Genomic DNA, 12389 nt, shown 5'->3' with positions numbered 1-12389 from the left:
GCGCTGGGTCAGGCGCTTGAAAGCGCCGGATTGTAAGGTTTTTGACGCGACGGCGTTAGAATGCGCGCATGAGTGACGTGCGCGAACAAGCCGCCGCATCGCGCTGGAACGCCTGTTGGCGGCTCATGCGCTTTGACCGGCCCATCGGCATCCTGCTGTTGCTGTGGCCCACCTGGTGGGCGCTGTGGCTGGCCGGCGCCGGCGATCCGTCTTGGGCCAACATCGCCATCTTCACGGCCGGCGTGGTGCTGATGCGGGCCGCCGGCTGTGTCGCCAATGACCTGGCCGACCGTGATTTCGACCCGCATGTCGAGCGCACCCGCAACCGACCCCTGGCCGCCGGGGAGTTGCGGGTGCGTGACGCCGTGGTCCTGCTGGCCGTGCTGATGGCGCTGGCATTCGTGCTGGTGCTGTTCACCAACCGCATGACCGTGCTGCTGGCCTTCGCCGGCGCGGCGCTGGCGTTGACCTACCCGTTGTTCAAGCGTTTCACGCACCTGCCGCAGGTGGTGCTGGGTGTCGCCTTCGGCTGGGGGATCCCGATGGCGTTCACGGCCGAAACCCAGACGTTGCCGGCCGTCGCGTGGTGGCTGCTGACCATCAATACCGTGTGGGCGGTCATCTATGACACCGAGTACGCGATGGTCGATCGCGATGACGACCTGGCCATCGGCGTGAAATCCACCGCGATCCTGTTCGGGCGCGCCGACCGCCTGGTGATCGGGGTGCTCATGGCGCTGATGATCGCCATGCTGGTTGTGCTCGGAGTGGCCTACACGCTGTCCTGGCCGTGGTTCGCCGGCATCGGTGTGGTGGCGGCCATGTTCGCCCGCCAGCTGTGGTGGATCCGCGACCGTGAACGGCAGGCCTGCTTCCGCGCCTTCCTCGATAACAACCGCGTCGGGCTGGTCATCTATGCCGGCCTGGTGCTGCATTACACGCTGCCATGAGCGCGGCCATCACGCGATCGGAGCGTCAGCAGTTGCGGGTGCGCCTGGTGGTGCCGCGAATGGAAGACGCGCGCGAATTTATCGAGGTCATGGATGCCAGCCGGCACCTGCATCATCCGTGGGTCACGGCGCCGCGCACGCCGGATGCCTGGCGGCGCTACCTGGAACGGCTGAAGCGCGACAACGAGGCCGGCTTCCTGGTGCGCCGGCGCGCCGACGGCGCCCTGTGCGGGGTCATCAACCTGAACGTCATCACCTATGAAGCCCTGTGCAGCGCTTATGTCAGCTACTACGCGGCCGCGGCCACCGCGGGCATGGGCTACATGAAAGAGGGGCTGAGGCTGGTGATCGAGCGCGCCTTCGGCGAGCTGGGCCTGCACCGGCTGGAGGCGAACATCCAGCCCGGTAACGAGGCCTCGGTGCGACTGGTCGAGAGCGTCGGATTCGAGTGCGAGGGCTACTCGCCGCGGTTCCTGCATATCAACGGCAAGTGGCGCGATCACGAGCGCTGGGCGCTTCTGGCGGACTGAACGTCCACGCTGTCCGTTGCCCCCGTGGCGCTCGCGTTGCCCAGTGCCCGGGCGGCTACCCAGAGCATGACTGATTGTGCCCCGCCCCTGTAGGCGGTGCGGGCGCAGGCGTCCAGTGTCGAGCCCGTGGTCATGACGTCATCCACCAGCACCACCGTGGCCCGTGTGGGCATTGGGCCGCGCCAGTCAAAGGCGCCGTCCAGGTTGTGACGGCGTGCGCGTTTGCCCAGGCCGGACTGCGCGCGCGTGTGGCGTGTGCGGATCAACGACCCGGTGCGTAGCGGCCAGCCGGTGGCGCGGGCCAGGTGAAGTGACAGTTCCGCGGCCTGGTTGTAGCCGCGGCGCCAGCGGCGGAAGCCATGCATGGGCACCGGCACCAACAGTGGCCGCCCGGTGGCCGGCGGCGGGCCGGCGAACGCCATCGCCGCCGCCAGCGCCCGGCCCGACACCAGGTCGCGGGCGAACTTCAGCTGGCGCACCAGCCGGTCGACCGGAAAGTCGTAGCGTAGCGGCGCCATCACGTGGTCCCATGGCGGGGGCCGCAGCCGGCAGTCGCGGCAGCACCTGCTGTCGCCATCGTGTGGCAGGCCGCAGCCGAGGCAGGCGCCCGGGTTGCCGGGCAGGCCATGCAGGCATGGCCGGCACAGGGTGTGGTCACCGGGCCCCGGGTGGGCGCGGTCGCCGCAGAGCACGCAATGGGCCGGCAGCAGGGCATCGAGCAGGATAGCGCCGGCCCGACGCCAGCGCGCGGCCCGCGGTTGACAGCCCGGTGATGGGTCCAGATACTGCTCGCCCACGCTGATACCCCCCTTCCCCAGTAAGAACATTTTCATGCAACCTGCCGTGGTCAACCATCGCAATACCTGGACAAAAGCTGACATCTTTTGGCTCTTCATGCTGTCATTCAATAACCTGCTGTTCCGTGCGAATACGGCGAATCGGCCATGATCCGGGTGCGCGGCACGGGTCCGGACCTGGTGATGATCCACGGCTGGGGCATGCACGCGGGCGCCTGGGCGGCGCTGGCGGATGAACTGTCCGAGCGCCACACGCTACACCTGGTCGACCTGCCCGGGCACGGGGCCGACGGCCGCAACGCGCCGTGGACGCTGGGGGGGTTCGCCGACGAGGTGTTGAATGCTACGCCGGTGGCGGACTGGCTGGGCTGGTCGCTGGGTGGCCAGGTCGCGCTGGCCGCGGCCGCGCGGGCGCCTGGGCAGGTCCGACGGCTGGCGCTGATCGGCACCAACCCGCGTTTTGTGGTTGCGCCAGACTGGCCCCACGCCATGCCCTCTCGCGCGTTCGACGCGTTCCGGCAGGCCTGTGTGGATGATGGCGGCCGCATTCTCGAACGCTTTATCGGCCTGCAGGCCATGGGCGCCGCGGACCCCGCGGCGACACTGCGCGACCTGCGCCGGATGCTGGATGGTGCGCCGGAACCAGGCCACGCGGCCCTGGTTGCCGGGCTCGATATTCTCGAGACGGCCGACCTCCGCGATAGACTACCCTCGCTGCGGATGCCGGCCCTGTGGATCGGCGGTACCGCGGATCGTGTCTCGCCGGCGGCCGCAAGCCAGGCCGCCGCAGCGCTCATGCCCAACGGCCGTTACCGGCCGGTGGAAGACGCCGGGCACGCGCCCTTCGTGCGCCACGCCGCCGCGGTTCATGCGTTACTGGATGTGTTCCTGGCCGAAGGACGGCCACAAGAACTGGAGTGAACGACCCCATGACCCTGACCGACATCGACAAGGCCGCGGCGCGACGCGCGTTTGACCGGGCGGCGCCACATTACGATGCCCACGCGGCCCTGCAGCAGGAGGTCGAGTCGCGGCTGTTCGAGCGGCTGGACTATTTCCAGGTCTCCCCCGAGCGGGTCATTGACCTGGGCTGTGGAACGGGTGCTGGCGCCCACATCCTGGCGCGACGCCATCCGCAGGCCATGGTCCTGGCGCTGGACTGGGCCCCGGGCATGCTGGCCCAGCTGCACCGCCGCCCCCAGGGCAACAACCGGCCCGCGCCCGTGTGTGCCGACATGCAGGCCCTGCCGGTGGCCAGCCGCAGTGTCGACCTGGTGTTCTCGTCGCTGGCGGTGCAGTGGAGCAATCACGAGGTTGGGCTGTTTGCCGAGGTCCGCCGGGTGCTGCGCCCGGGCGGCCTGTTCCTGTTCAGCTCGCTGGGGCCGGACACGCTGATGGAGCTTCGGCAGGCCTGGGCCGAGGTTGATGAAGGCCGTCACGTTCATCGATTCGCCGACATGCACGACGTGGGTGACGCGCTGGTCTCCGCCGGCTTCCGCGATCCGGTTATGGATGCCGAGACGCTCATGCTGGAGTACGGTGACCCGATTGGCGTGATGCGCGACCTGAAGGGCACAGGCGCCGTCAACGCCGCCCGCGACCGGGCCGGCGGCCTGACGGCTCCTGGCAAGCTTCGGCGTGTAACTGACGCCTACCGCCGTTTCGGCCGGGATGGGCGTTTTCCGGCCAGCTACGAGGTCATCTACGGCGCCGCGTTCGGGCCGGCGGAAGGGCAGCCGGTGCGCCAGGGGGACATGGAGGTCGCGACCTTTTCGGTCGAGGCGCTCAAGCGCGGTTGCGATGGACCGTCCGGTAGGGAGCCCTAAATGCGTTAATTTGACTACAAAAATAAAAGTTATGAGGTAAAATTAAATAACGGCGTCCCACGGGAACTTAATACGGGGTTGCGACCGCTCGAGTGTTTCCATGAACAGTTTGTTCGGATTCGGCGCCCCCCTTGCGTCGTATCCGGCTCGAGGCCGGTGTTCCCCTTGCACCGGATCTCACGAAAGGACCGGTTGACCCCTTGCCGGTCCTTTCTTTTATCTCCCGTCCGCGATTCGTAACGTCTTCGTTATGCCAGGTGCGCGCGCGCCAGGTAGTCCCGGCTCTGCATTTCGGTCAGGCGGCTGCGTGTGCGGTCGAACTCGAAGGCCAGCCGCTGGCCATTGTAGAGCCCGTCAATCGGCGCCGCGGCCGAGGCCAGCAGCTTGACGTTGCGGTCATAGAATTCGTCCACCAGGTGAATGAAGCGCCGCGCCGCGTTGTTGCTGGTGTCATCCAGCACCGGGATGTTTGAGACCATTACCGTGTTGAACGCACGGGCGATCTCGATGTAGTCCCGGCTGCCACGCGGCTGTTCGCACAGCTCGTCGAACTCAAACCAGATGACGCCGTCACCGCGCCGCAGGGCCTGGAACTCGCGGCCATTGATGTTCAGCGTGGGCTGCAGTTCACAGTCGCTGGCCATTTCGCTGAAACTGCTCGCCAGGCCCGTCTCGGCGTACTCACCGGCCGGCGTGTGCCAGGTTTCCGAGCGCTCCAGCAGGCGCAGCCGGTGATCGGTGTCGCCACCCACGTGCATGACGTTCGTATGTGTTTCCAGCAGGTCGATGGCCGGCAGGAACCGGGCGCGCTGCAGGCCGTCGCGGTAGAGGTTGGCCGGCTCCACGTTGGAGGTCGCGACCAGGGTCACACCGGCGTCGAACAGGCCGCGCAACAGGCCGGCCAGCAACATCGCGTCGGCGATATCGGACACGAAAAACTCGTCGAAACACAATACGCGGCAGTCGCGCGCCCACTCGCGGGCGATGCCCGGTATCGGATCGCTTTCATGGCTGCGTTCCCGCAGCGCGTCGTGCACGCGGGCCATGAAGCGGTGAAAGTGAAAACGCTGCTTGTCCTCGAATGGCAGGGTCTCGAAGAACAGGTCCATCAGCCACGTTTTCCCGCGACCGACGCCGCCCCACAGGTACAGGCCGCGTGGCGCGGGCGCCGGCTTACCGGCCAGGCGCCTGACCAGCTGGCCCAGGCCGCCAGCGGGAGCAGCAACCAGCGCCGCGTGCAGGGCGTCCAGCGCATCGACGACGCGCGCCTGTTCCGGGTCGGGAGCGAACCGGCCGCTGTCCAGGCGCTGCTGGTAGCGCTCGGCGGGTGTGGTCATCCGGCCGAGGGCAGGTTCACGGTCACGCCGTTCTTGAGCAGGCCGCGCAGGTCCATCAGGCGGCGATGAAAGAAGTGACCGGCATGTTCCATGACGATGAATTCGGGCGGCGGCTCGACAGTCTCCACCCAGGCGCGGACGGCCTCGAAATCGACCACCTCGTCCTCGTCACCCTGCACCACCAGCCAGGGGCATTCCGGTCGCGCCAGCTGGGTGAAATCAAAACGGGTCACGGCCGGCGCGATGGACACCAGCTGGCCGATATCCAGGTTCTGTGCAGCGCGCAGGCAGACCCAGGTGCCGAAGCTGAAACCGGCCAGCCACAGGGCATCGTCGGGGCGGGTGCGGCGCACCCATTCGCAGACCGCGAACAGGTCATCGGTTTCGCCATAGCCGTCGTCGTACTCACCTTCGCTCTCGCCAACGCCACGGAAATTGAACCGCACCGTGCGCAGCCCGAGCTCGCGCATCGAGCGCTCGATGATGGTCACCACCTTGTTATGCATCGTGCCGCCGTGCAGGGGGTGCGGGTGGCAGATCACCACCGTCGCGGGGCGCTCGTCACCGGGCTCCGGCGCGTCGCTGATGCATTCCAGGGCACCCGCCGGCCCCGTCAGCGTCAGTTCGGCGCGCTCGGTGGGAAAATCTCCGGGGTTGTCGGGTGAATTGTCATTGGCCATGTTGGGTCACCGTTTGGGTGCAGCGGGCATGATAGCGCAGCGTCCGTGACACTCACCATCCGCCCCCGGTTTGTCATGGTTGCATTGCGCGGTTGTGCTAACGTTCCGGGATGAATTTTCTCGCCCACCTGTACCTTGTTCGCGACGATGAGCAGCTCATGCTGGGCGGGCTGTTCGGCGATTTCGTGCGCGGTCTGCGGGCCTTGCGCGCGTACCCGCCCGGGGTCCGGGAGGGCATCAGGCTGCACCGCTTCATCGACCGCGAGACGGATGCCGACCCGGCCGTGAAGCAACTGGTGCAGACATTTCCAAAGCCGTACCGGCGCTACGCGGGCATCATTGCCGATATCGCCTTTGATCACGTGCTGGCGCGCCAGTGGCCCGCCTGGTGCGACGAGCCGCTGGACGATTTCGACCGCCGCGTGCGGCGCATCCTGGCCACGAATGACGGCCCTGCACCGGAAAAGGCCCTGCGCTTCATGCGCTATGCCGACCTGCGCGGCCTGTTCGCCGCCTATGCCGATGAGCCGGAGTTCCTGCGCACGCTGACCGGGGTGGGACGACGCCTGAAGCGGGCCAATCCGCTGGGCCAGGTGGGGGCCATCTGGCCGGACATGAAGGGGGCCTGTGAGCAGGTCTTTGCCGAGGTGATGCCGCGGATTCAGTACGCCGTCGACGACTGGCGGAACCGCAAGTCGACGATCACCGGGTCGTGATCTGATGAGCGCAGCCAGGGCTGCGGCAGGTCCATGCCCGGGGGCCAGCTGGCGTTGATGTGCAGGATGCGCGCCTGGATCACCGAGCGCCGCAGTTCCGGCGTGGCCAGCGCGTAGTCCAGGGTGCCGGCTTCGCCATAGAACACGTAGCTGTACTCGTGTCCCAGCTCGCCACCGCCGGTCAGGTCCTCGAAGCCGGCCTTCACCAGTTCACGCACCGGGTCTTCAAGGCGATAGGCGTTCAGGTCGCCGACGATCAGCGCGCGGCCATCGGCCTGCTGCTGTGCCAGTTGCAAGACCCAGCCTGCCAGTGATGTGGCCGCCGCGGTACGCGCGGCATTCCAGCAGCCCTGGCCGTCACCCAGGTCGCGGTCGCGGCCCTGGTCGGGGCAGCTGCCCTTGGATTTGAAGTGGTTGACCACGATGATGAAGGCCGGCCCGCCGCCGGCCGGCCGGTAGGCGCGCGCCAGCGGTTGACGATTGAGCAGGTCAAAGGGCGGCGCATTCAGCGCGAGCGTCTGCACCGTGGCGGTGACCCGATCCGTGCGATGGAACAGGCCGACGGTGATCTCGTCGGTGCCCACCGGGCCGCCGTTCGGCGAGGCGACATCCCAGTCGGCCCCGGTCGCCTTCTCCAGGTCGGCAATGAAATCCCGGGCCGCGGAATGCTGGCCGAAACCGTCATTCTCGATCTCCATGACCGCGATGATGTCAGGCTGCAGTTCGCTCACGGTGGCGCGCAGGCGCTCGCGCTGATGCTCGAAAGCCCTGGCCGTTTCGGCGCCGCGTGGGGTGGGGAAGCCGCCGCCCCGGCCGTCGCCGTTGAAGTAGTTCTGAAGGTTCAGTGACAGCACGCGCAGGGCGTCACTCGCCGGCGGTGTCAGCGTGGGTGACAACGGCTTCGCCAGGTTGGCGCGGTCTTCCAGGTACAGCCGCGGCCCCTTGCCGTCGTGGCCCAGCACGCCCAGGTCGGAGACGACCTCGGTGCCGCCGGGGAAAACCGACCGGTCGCCTTCGGCCAGTTGCGCGAACAGGGTGGCGTCGCGGTTGCGGGCGCGCTGGCGGCGGGCATCGGTGCCGGGCCAGGCGACTTCCGTCGGGCTGGGCAGCATGCCGCCCGCGGCAACGCGAATCTCGCCGCGGTCCAGGCGGTAGACATCGGTGGCCACCGTCGCGGTGTCGATAGTGACGCGCATGTTCTCCAGCCGCTCGCGCTCGGCGGCGGGCATCGGCAGGCGCATGGGTGTCAGGGGCAGGGGTTCATGCTCGGCGCAGACCGACAGGCTGTCGAAGCCGGCCAGGGCGGTCTGCGTGTCCTTCTGCTCGCCAAGTTCGGTCACGGTCCCGTTGACGGCAACCCGCATGCCCGGCTCAAGCCGTGCGGCCACCGGTGCGGCCAGGAACAGGCCTTCGGCGGTCTGCGGGTCAGTATCGGGGGAAGTGGATTCGATGTAGGCACCGTCGTGCCGGGCCAGCGTGACGACACCCTGCACGGTCACCTGGGTGCCCGAGAGGGGGCTCTGGAAATCACTGCCCTGGACCTGGCCCAGGGGTGTGGACGGGCCCTCGCAGAGCGGGCCGCCCTGCAGGATGTCGCCGGCATGATCGGCGCAGCCGGCCACGAGCGCCGTGACCGCCAGGCTGGTCAGTATCCGCGGGGTCCGTCCCACGATGTCGGCGCCGGTGCAGTCTTACTGCGCCAGCATGTGCTCCACCGCGGCGATGACCTCGGCGTCGGAAAGGTCCGGCCGGCCACCCTTCGGCGGCATGGCGTTCAGGCCGTTGATGGCATGGTCGACCAGCGTATCGTGGCCCTGCTCAACGCGGGTGGCCCAGTCGTCGCTGCCCGGGATGGGCGCGCCAGCCACGCCGGCGTTGTGGCACACACCACACACCTGGGCGTAAACGGCTTCGCCGTCGATGGACGCCGGGTCAACCGGCGCGGGCGCCGCGGCCACGGCGTCACTGCCTTCGGGCAGCTCGGTGCGCACGGCACCGACGGGCGCGGTTCGCTCAACGGCCAGCGCCATGCGGCTGGGGTTGTCCGCCGGATCCACCTCGGGCCCATGGCGCGTGGCCATGAAAATAATCGCGAACGTAATCCCCACCAGGATGAGGATGATGATGCTGAACCGCTTCAGGAATACCTTGTCTTCGTGGTTGCCCATGTTGATTTCCGATTTCTGCTGGCCGTACCGGACCGTCACGGGCCCGCGAAAAGGCGCATAGTATAGCCTCCCGCGCGTCCATCAGGTAGGGCGCATGCGTTTACAGCACGGGGTGTGGGCATTAAACTAGCCGCCCACGATTTTCGGCGCCCGTAGCTCAGCTGGATAGAGTACTGCCCTCCGAAGGCAGGGGTCGCAGGTTCGAATCCTGCCGGGCGCGCCAATAATATTCGGTGTATTCCGGTCACATGGTTTACACCTTATTCCGGACACATGGTTAACACTTTGTCCGGCACGAACGGATTGGGGCCGGGTTCTACCCGGCCCCTTTCATTATCGAAGTATCCCAGATCGTAGTCCATGAAGCTGACCTGCCAGACCTGGTCGGCGACTTCGCGTATGCCCACCAGTTCGCCGGCAAACACGGTACTGAGGTTGATCTTTCGTTTGCCGATACAGATGCGCCCACAGCGCGTCACCCTGATGACCCGGTCGTGGAATGGGTAATCCGGCTCTGGTGGAGGGTGGTATTCGCGGCTTGAAGGTGTATACAGGTCGCCGGGATAGGCGCCCTTTAGCCCTTGATGCGGGCGTTCATTGTTGTAAACCTCTATGAACGTATCGAAGCGCTCTTGTTGCTGCAGGAAGTTGAACGATGGCGGCTTGGTGGCCTCAGTCTTCAGGGTCAGGTGCATGCGCTCGTGACGGCCGTTCTGTTGGGGGTTGCCGGGCTTGATGCGCTGGATGTCGATACCCAGGCGCAGCCACCACACGGATAACTTGCTCAGGCCGAACAGGGCGTTGGCCGACGCGAATGGAAGACCGTTGTCTGTGCGGATCGCAGCGGGCAGGCCAAAGTCCTGAAACGCACGCTCGAAGACGCTGAAGGCGAAGTCGGCCTGGGTGGACTGCAGCCCCTCGCAGGCCAGCAGGTAGCGGGAGCGGTAGTCCGTGATGGTCAGCGGGTAGCAATACTTCTTGTTGCCGAGCAGGAACTCACCCTTGTAGTCGGCGCACCAGAGTCCGTTGGGCCGGCGCGTGCCCTTGAGTGCGGTTCCCTGGGCCTTGTAGCGCCGCCGCTTGCGGCGCTTGACCAGGCCGTGGCGATCGAGCACCGCGTGAATGGTGCTGATCGCCGGTGGCTGAATCATCGGGTACTCGCGTACCAGCTTGTCGCGGATCTTCGGCGCACCCCATGAGCTGTGTTCCTTCTTGATGCCGAGAATCGTGCGCTCGACCTGGAAGGGCAATCGGTTAGCCTGCCGATACGGTGCCCGGCTACGGTCCTGAAGGGCGTCTAGCCCGACTTCCTTGTAGCGGTTGAAGATCTTGTAGCCCGTGACGCGTGAGATACCGAACTCCCGGCACAGCGGCGCCATTTTCTCACCTTCCAGCAGGCGGGCAATAAACTTCAGTCGTTCATCCATTGGCTTACACTCTTTCCAGGGCATCTGGGTACTCCCCAAATGCGTTAATGTGTAAACCATGTGTCCGGAATATTCTGTAAGCGATCTGTCGATAAGCTCAAACATCGACCTCCATTCCCATACGCACTGCTCCGACGGCGCACTGAGCCCGGCGGCACTGATGGCGCGCGCGGTGGACAACGGCGTGACCACGCTGGCCATCACCGACCACGACACCGTCGATGCGTTTGACGGCCTGCCCGCGGCGCCCGGCTCACTGCAACTGGTGCGCGGCATCGAGTTCTCCACCACGTGGGGGTCGGTCGGCATCCACGTCCTGGGGCTGGATATCGACCCCGGCAGCCCGGCAATCCTGGAAGGCGTCAGTCACCAGGCCGCTGCCCGCGAGCGGCGCGCCGAACGGATCGGCGCCAACCTGGCGAAGCTCGGCGTTGAGGGTGCCCTGGAAGGCGCCGCACACCACGCCGCCGGCAGCAACATCGGCCGCCCGCATTTCGCCCGCCACCTGGTCGATGCCGGTATCACGGACTCGATGGAAACGGCCTTCAAGAAATACCTGGGCGACGGCAAGGCCGGCGACGTGCGCGAATCCTGGGCTTCGATGTCGCAGGTGGTGGACTGGATCCGCGCCGCCGGCGGCATCGCCGTGCTGGCACATCCGCTGGCCTACAAGCTGACCCGCACGCGGCTGAAGCGCCTGCTGAACGACTTCATCGAGGCCGGCGGCGAAGGCATGGAAGTGGTCTCCGGACAGCAAAACGAGCAGCAAACCCGAAGCCTGGGCCAGTTGTGCCGCGACATGGGCCTGCTGGGCTCGCGCGGTTCGGACTTCCACGCACCCGGCCAGGGCTGGAAGGAACTTGGCGCCGTCGCGCCAATGCCGGAGCGTGTGTCCCCGGTCTGGGAGCGGTTCCGGCAACCGCCGGCCTGAAGGTGCAGGGGCGAGTGCGCTGCGCGCGCGTCTGTGGCAACCTCTTGTCAAAACCTGCTCACGGAGGCGTCATGTTTCGCCAATTTCTGCTGATTTCAATGGCCGCCGCGCTCACCGCGTCCTGTGCCACGCCACCGCGCGAGCCGGAGCTCACTTCGGACATCGTGGTCATCGAAGAAGCCCAGCGTGAGGACTACTGGGTCACCCGGCAGGATGGGGTGTACGTCAAGGTCAGTGGTCGGCGGATACCCAGCGGCTGTGGTCGGGTCGTGCTTCGGTACGTGATTGATTCCCGGGGCGATGTCTACAATGCCGAGGTGCTGGAATCGGAACCGCCGGGCGGTTTTGACAAGGCAGCGCTGGCGCAACTGGCCGAGTGGGATTATGTGCCTGCGGAGTCAAATCCCGGCCGGATACCTGTCCAGGTGACCAGCACCGTCAATTTCACGGACCAGAAGTCCGACTGTTAGCCCCACCCCCTGCCTGACACGCGCACCAAAACCGGGTGTGCGCACAATCTTGGTGCATGCCCGTGCACCAAGATCAATGCTCCAGGTCCCCATAACCCCGCTCCGGGGCGAAAACCCCTTTGAAAGTCATTGATTTCCTTGTTTTTGAAGTTGGCCCGAATCGTGCATGAACGAATAGCGGGCCACGAGCCTGAAAACAAACGAGGAGAGATAAATGCAACTGGTCACGGCGATCATCAAGCCATTCAAACTGGACGAGGTCCGGGAGTCACTCGCTGAAGTGGGTGTCACCGGCGTCACGGTGACCGAGGTCAAGGGTTTCGGGCGGCAGAAAGGCCACACCGAACTCTACCGCGGTGCCGAGTACGTGGTGGACCTCCTGCCGAAAATCAAACTGGAAACGGCCGTCGTCGACGAGATGGTCGAGTCGGTGGTGGAAGCCATCGTCAAGGCTGCGGAAACCGGCAAGATCGGTGACGGCAAGGTCTTCGTCCAGAAACTCGAAGAAGTCATCCGTATCCGTACCGGCGAGACCGGCGCGCAAGCGATTTAAGCGA

14 protein-coding genes and 1 tRNA gene are annotated in these 12389 nt (G+C 66.2%); 9 read left to right on the top strand and 6 right to left on the bottom strand.

Annotation, left to right across the window (positions count from 1 at the left end):
- Window positions 1–68: 68 nt before the first annotated feature.
- Complete coding sequence (ubiA, locus tag F3N42_RS08585; protein WP_150864018.1) at window positions 69–950, top strand: 4-hydroxybenzoate octaprenyltransferase; 882 nt, start codon at window positions 69–71, stop codon at window positions 948–950.
- Window positions 947–1480 carry a GNAT family N-acetyltransferase gene (locus F3N42_RS08580; RefSeq protein WP_150864017.1) on the top strand — a complete coding sequence of 178 codons (534 nt, stop codon included), beginning with the start codon at window positions 947–949 and terminating at the stop codon, window positions 1478–1480. Before ubiA ends, F3N42_RS08580 begins: the two co-directional genes overlap by 4 nt.
- On the opposite strand, the gene F3N42_RS08575 is transcribed toward F3N42_RS08580, so the two are convergent.
- Window positions 1450–2313 carry a ComF family protein gene (locus F3N42_RS08575; RefSeq protein WP_191621313.1) on the bottom strand — a complete coding sequence of 288 codons (864 nt, stop codon included), beginning with the start codon at window positions 2311–2313 and terminating at the stop codon, window positions 1450–1452. The two genes, F3N42_RS08580 and F3N42_RS08575, sit on opposite strands and share 31 nt — an antisense overlap.
- Before the next feature lie 111 nt (window positions 2314–2424).
- Between F3N42_RS08575 and bioH the strand changes: the two genes are divergently transcribed.
- Window positions 2425–3198 carry a pimeloyl-ACP methyl ester esterase BioH gene (gene bioH, locus F3N42_RS08570; protein ID WP_150864016.1) on the top strand — a complete coding sequence of 258 codons (774 nt, stop codon included), beginning with the start codon at window positions 2425–2427 and terminating at the stop codon, window positions 3196–3198.
- Between the two features lie 8 nt (window positions 3199–3206).
- A complete protein-coding gene (bioC, locus tag F3N42_RS08565; protein ID WP_150864015.1) occupies window positions 3207–4103 on the top strand; it encodes a malonyl-ACP O-methyltransferase BioC in 897 nt (298 codons plus the stop codon).
- 248 nt (window positions 4104–4351) lie between these two features.
- Here the strand turns inward: bioC and zapE are convergent, their stop codons facing one another.
- Together zapE and F3N42_RS08555 are read right to left on the bottom strand one after the other, a co-directional pair.
- Entirely contained in the window at window positions 4352–5440 is a 1089-nt protein-coding gene (gene zapE, locus F3N42_RS08560) for a cell division protein ZapE (protein WP_150864014.1), read from the bottom strand.
- Window positions 5437–6120 carry an alpha/beta hydrolase gene (locus F3N42_RS08555; protein WP_150864013.1) on the bottom strand — a complete coding sequence of 228 codons (684 nt, stop codon included), beginning with the start codon at window positions 6118–6120 and terminating at the stop codon, window positions 5437–5439. Before F3N42_RS08555 ends, zapE begins: the two co-directional genes overlap by 4 nt.
- A 110-nt stretch (window positions 6121–6230) precedes the next feature.
- On the opposite strand from F3N42_RS08555, the gene F3N42_RS08550 reads away from it, so the two are divergent.
- The gene (locus F3N42_RS08550; RefSeq protein ID WP_150864012.1) at window positions 6231–6836 is read left to right on the top strand and encodes an acyl carrier protein phosphodiesterase; all 606 of its coding nucleotides are present in this window, start codon (window positions 6231–6233) and stop codon (window positions 6834–6836) included.
- Here F3N42_RS08550 and F3N42_RS08545 read toward each other — a convergent pair.
- Together F3N42_RS08545 and F3N42_RS08540 are read right to left on the bottom strand one after the other, a co-directional pair.
- Entirely contained in the window at window positions 6782–8506 is a 1725-nt protein-coding gene (locus F3N42_RS08545) for an ExeM/NucH family extracellular endonuclease (protein WP_191621312.1), read from the bottom strand. The two genes, F3N42_RS08550 and F3N42_RS08545, sit on opposite strands and share 55 nt — an antisense overlap.
- Window positions 8507–8527: 21 nt before the next feature.
- Window positions 8528–9004, bottom strand: a complete 477-nt coding sequence (locus F3N42_RS08540; RefSeq protein ID WP_150864010.1) for a c-type cytochrome — start codon at window positions 9002–9004, stop codon at window positions 8528–8530.
- Window positions 9005–9150: 146 nt separating this feature from the next.
- Here F3N42_RS08540 and F3N42_RS08535 point away from each other — a divergent pair.
- Window positions 9151–9227: transfer RNA gene (locus F3N42_RS08535), tRNA-Arg, on the top strand.
- 37 nt (window positions 9228–9264) lie between these two features.
- On the opposite strand, the gene F3N42_RS08530 is transcribed toward F3N42_RS08535, so the two are convergent.
- Complete coding sequence (locus F3N42_RS08530) at window positions 9265–10431, bottom strand: integrase core domain-containing protein (RefSeq protein WP_224784824.1); 1167 nt, start codon at window positions 10429–10431, stop codon at window positions 9265–9267.
- Window positions 10432–10489: 58 nt separating this feature from the next.
- Here F3N42_RS08530 and F3N42_RS08525 point away from each other — a divergent pair, with 58 nt between their 5' ends.
- From F3N42_RS08525 to F3N42_RS08515, 3 genes are all read left to right on the top strand, one after another.
- Window positions 10490–11362 (top strand): PHP domain-containing protein, encoded by an 873-nt coding sequence (locus F3N42_RS08525; RefSeq protein ID WP_150864008.1) that lies wholly within the window; start codon window positions 10490–10492, stop codon window positions 11360–11362.
- A gap of 71 nt (window positions 11363–11433) precedes the next feature.
- Complete coding sequence (locus F3N42_RS08520) at window positions 11434–11832, top strand: energy transducer TonB (protein WP_150864007.1); 399 nt, start codon at window positions 11434–11436, stop codon at window positions 11830–11832.
- 214 nt (window positions 11833–12046) lie between these two features.
- The gene (locus F3N42_RS08515) at window positions 12047–12385 is read left to right on the top strand and encodes a P-II family nitrogen regulator (protein WP_150864006.1); all 339 of its coding nucleotides are present in this window, start codon (window positions 12047–12049) and stop codon (window positions 12383–12385) included.
- The last annotated feature ends 4 nt before the right edge of the window (window positions 12386–12389 follow it).

Source organism: Marinihelvus fidelis (genome assembly GCF_008725655.1).
GTDB lineage: Bacteria > Pseudomonadota > Gammaproteobacteria > Xanthomonadales > SZUA-36 > Marinihelvus > Marinihelvus fidelis.
This window is presented reverse-complemented; position numbering and strand designations above follow the sequence as displayed.

Coding starts and splice junctions, on each gene's coding strand:
- ubiA (WP_150864018.1), top strand. CDS start 69: ATGAGTGACGTGCGCGAACAAGCCGCCGCATCGCGCTGGAACGCCTGT.
- F3N42_RS08580 (WP_150864017.1), top strand. CDS start 947: ATGAGCGCGGCCATCACGCGATCGGAGCGTCAGCAGTTGCGGGTGCGC.
- F3N42_RS08575 (WP_191621313.1), bottom strand. CDS start 2,313: ATGAAAATGTTCTTACTGGGGAAGGGGGGTATCAGCGTGGGCGAGCAG.
- bioH (WP_150864016.1), top strand. CDS start 2,425: ATGATCCGGGTGCGCGGCACGGGTCCGGACCTGGTGATGATCCACGGC.
- bioC (WP_150864015.1), top strand. CDS start 3,207: ATGACCCTGACCGACATCGACAAGGCCGCGGCGCGACGCGCGTTTGAC.
- zapE (WP_150864014.1), bottom strand. CDS start 5,440: ATGACCACACCCGCCGAGCGCTACCAGCAGCGCCTGGACAGCGGCCGG.
- F3N42_RS08555 (WP_150864013.1), bottom strand. CDS start 6,120: ATGGCCAATGACAATTCACCCGACAACCCCGGAGATTTTCCCACCGAG.
- F3N42_RS08550 (WP_150864012.1), top strand. CDS start 6,231: ATGAATTTTCTCGCCCACCTGTACCTTGTTCGCGACGATGAGCAGCTC.
- F3N42_RS08540 (WP_150864010.1), bottom strand. CDS start 9,004: ATGGGCAACCACGAAGACAAGGTATTCCTGAAGCGGTTCAGCATCATC.
- F3N42_RS08530 (WP_224784824.1), bottom strand. CDS start 10,431: ATGGATGAACGACTGAAGTTTATTGCCCGCCTGCTGGAAGGTGAGAAA.
- F3N42_RS08525 (WP_150864008.1), top strand. CDS start 10,490: ATGTGTCCGGAATATTCTGTAAGCGATCTGTCGATAAGCTCAAACATC.
- F3N42_RS08520 (WP_150864007.1), top strand. CDS start 11,434: ATGTTTCGCCAATTTCTGCTGATTTCAATGGCCGCCGCGCTCACCGCG.
- F3N42_RS08515 (WP_150864006.1), top strand. CDS start 12,047: ATGCAACTGGTCACGGCGATCATCAAGCCATTCAAACTGGACGAGGTC.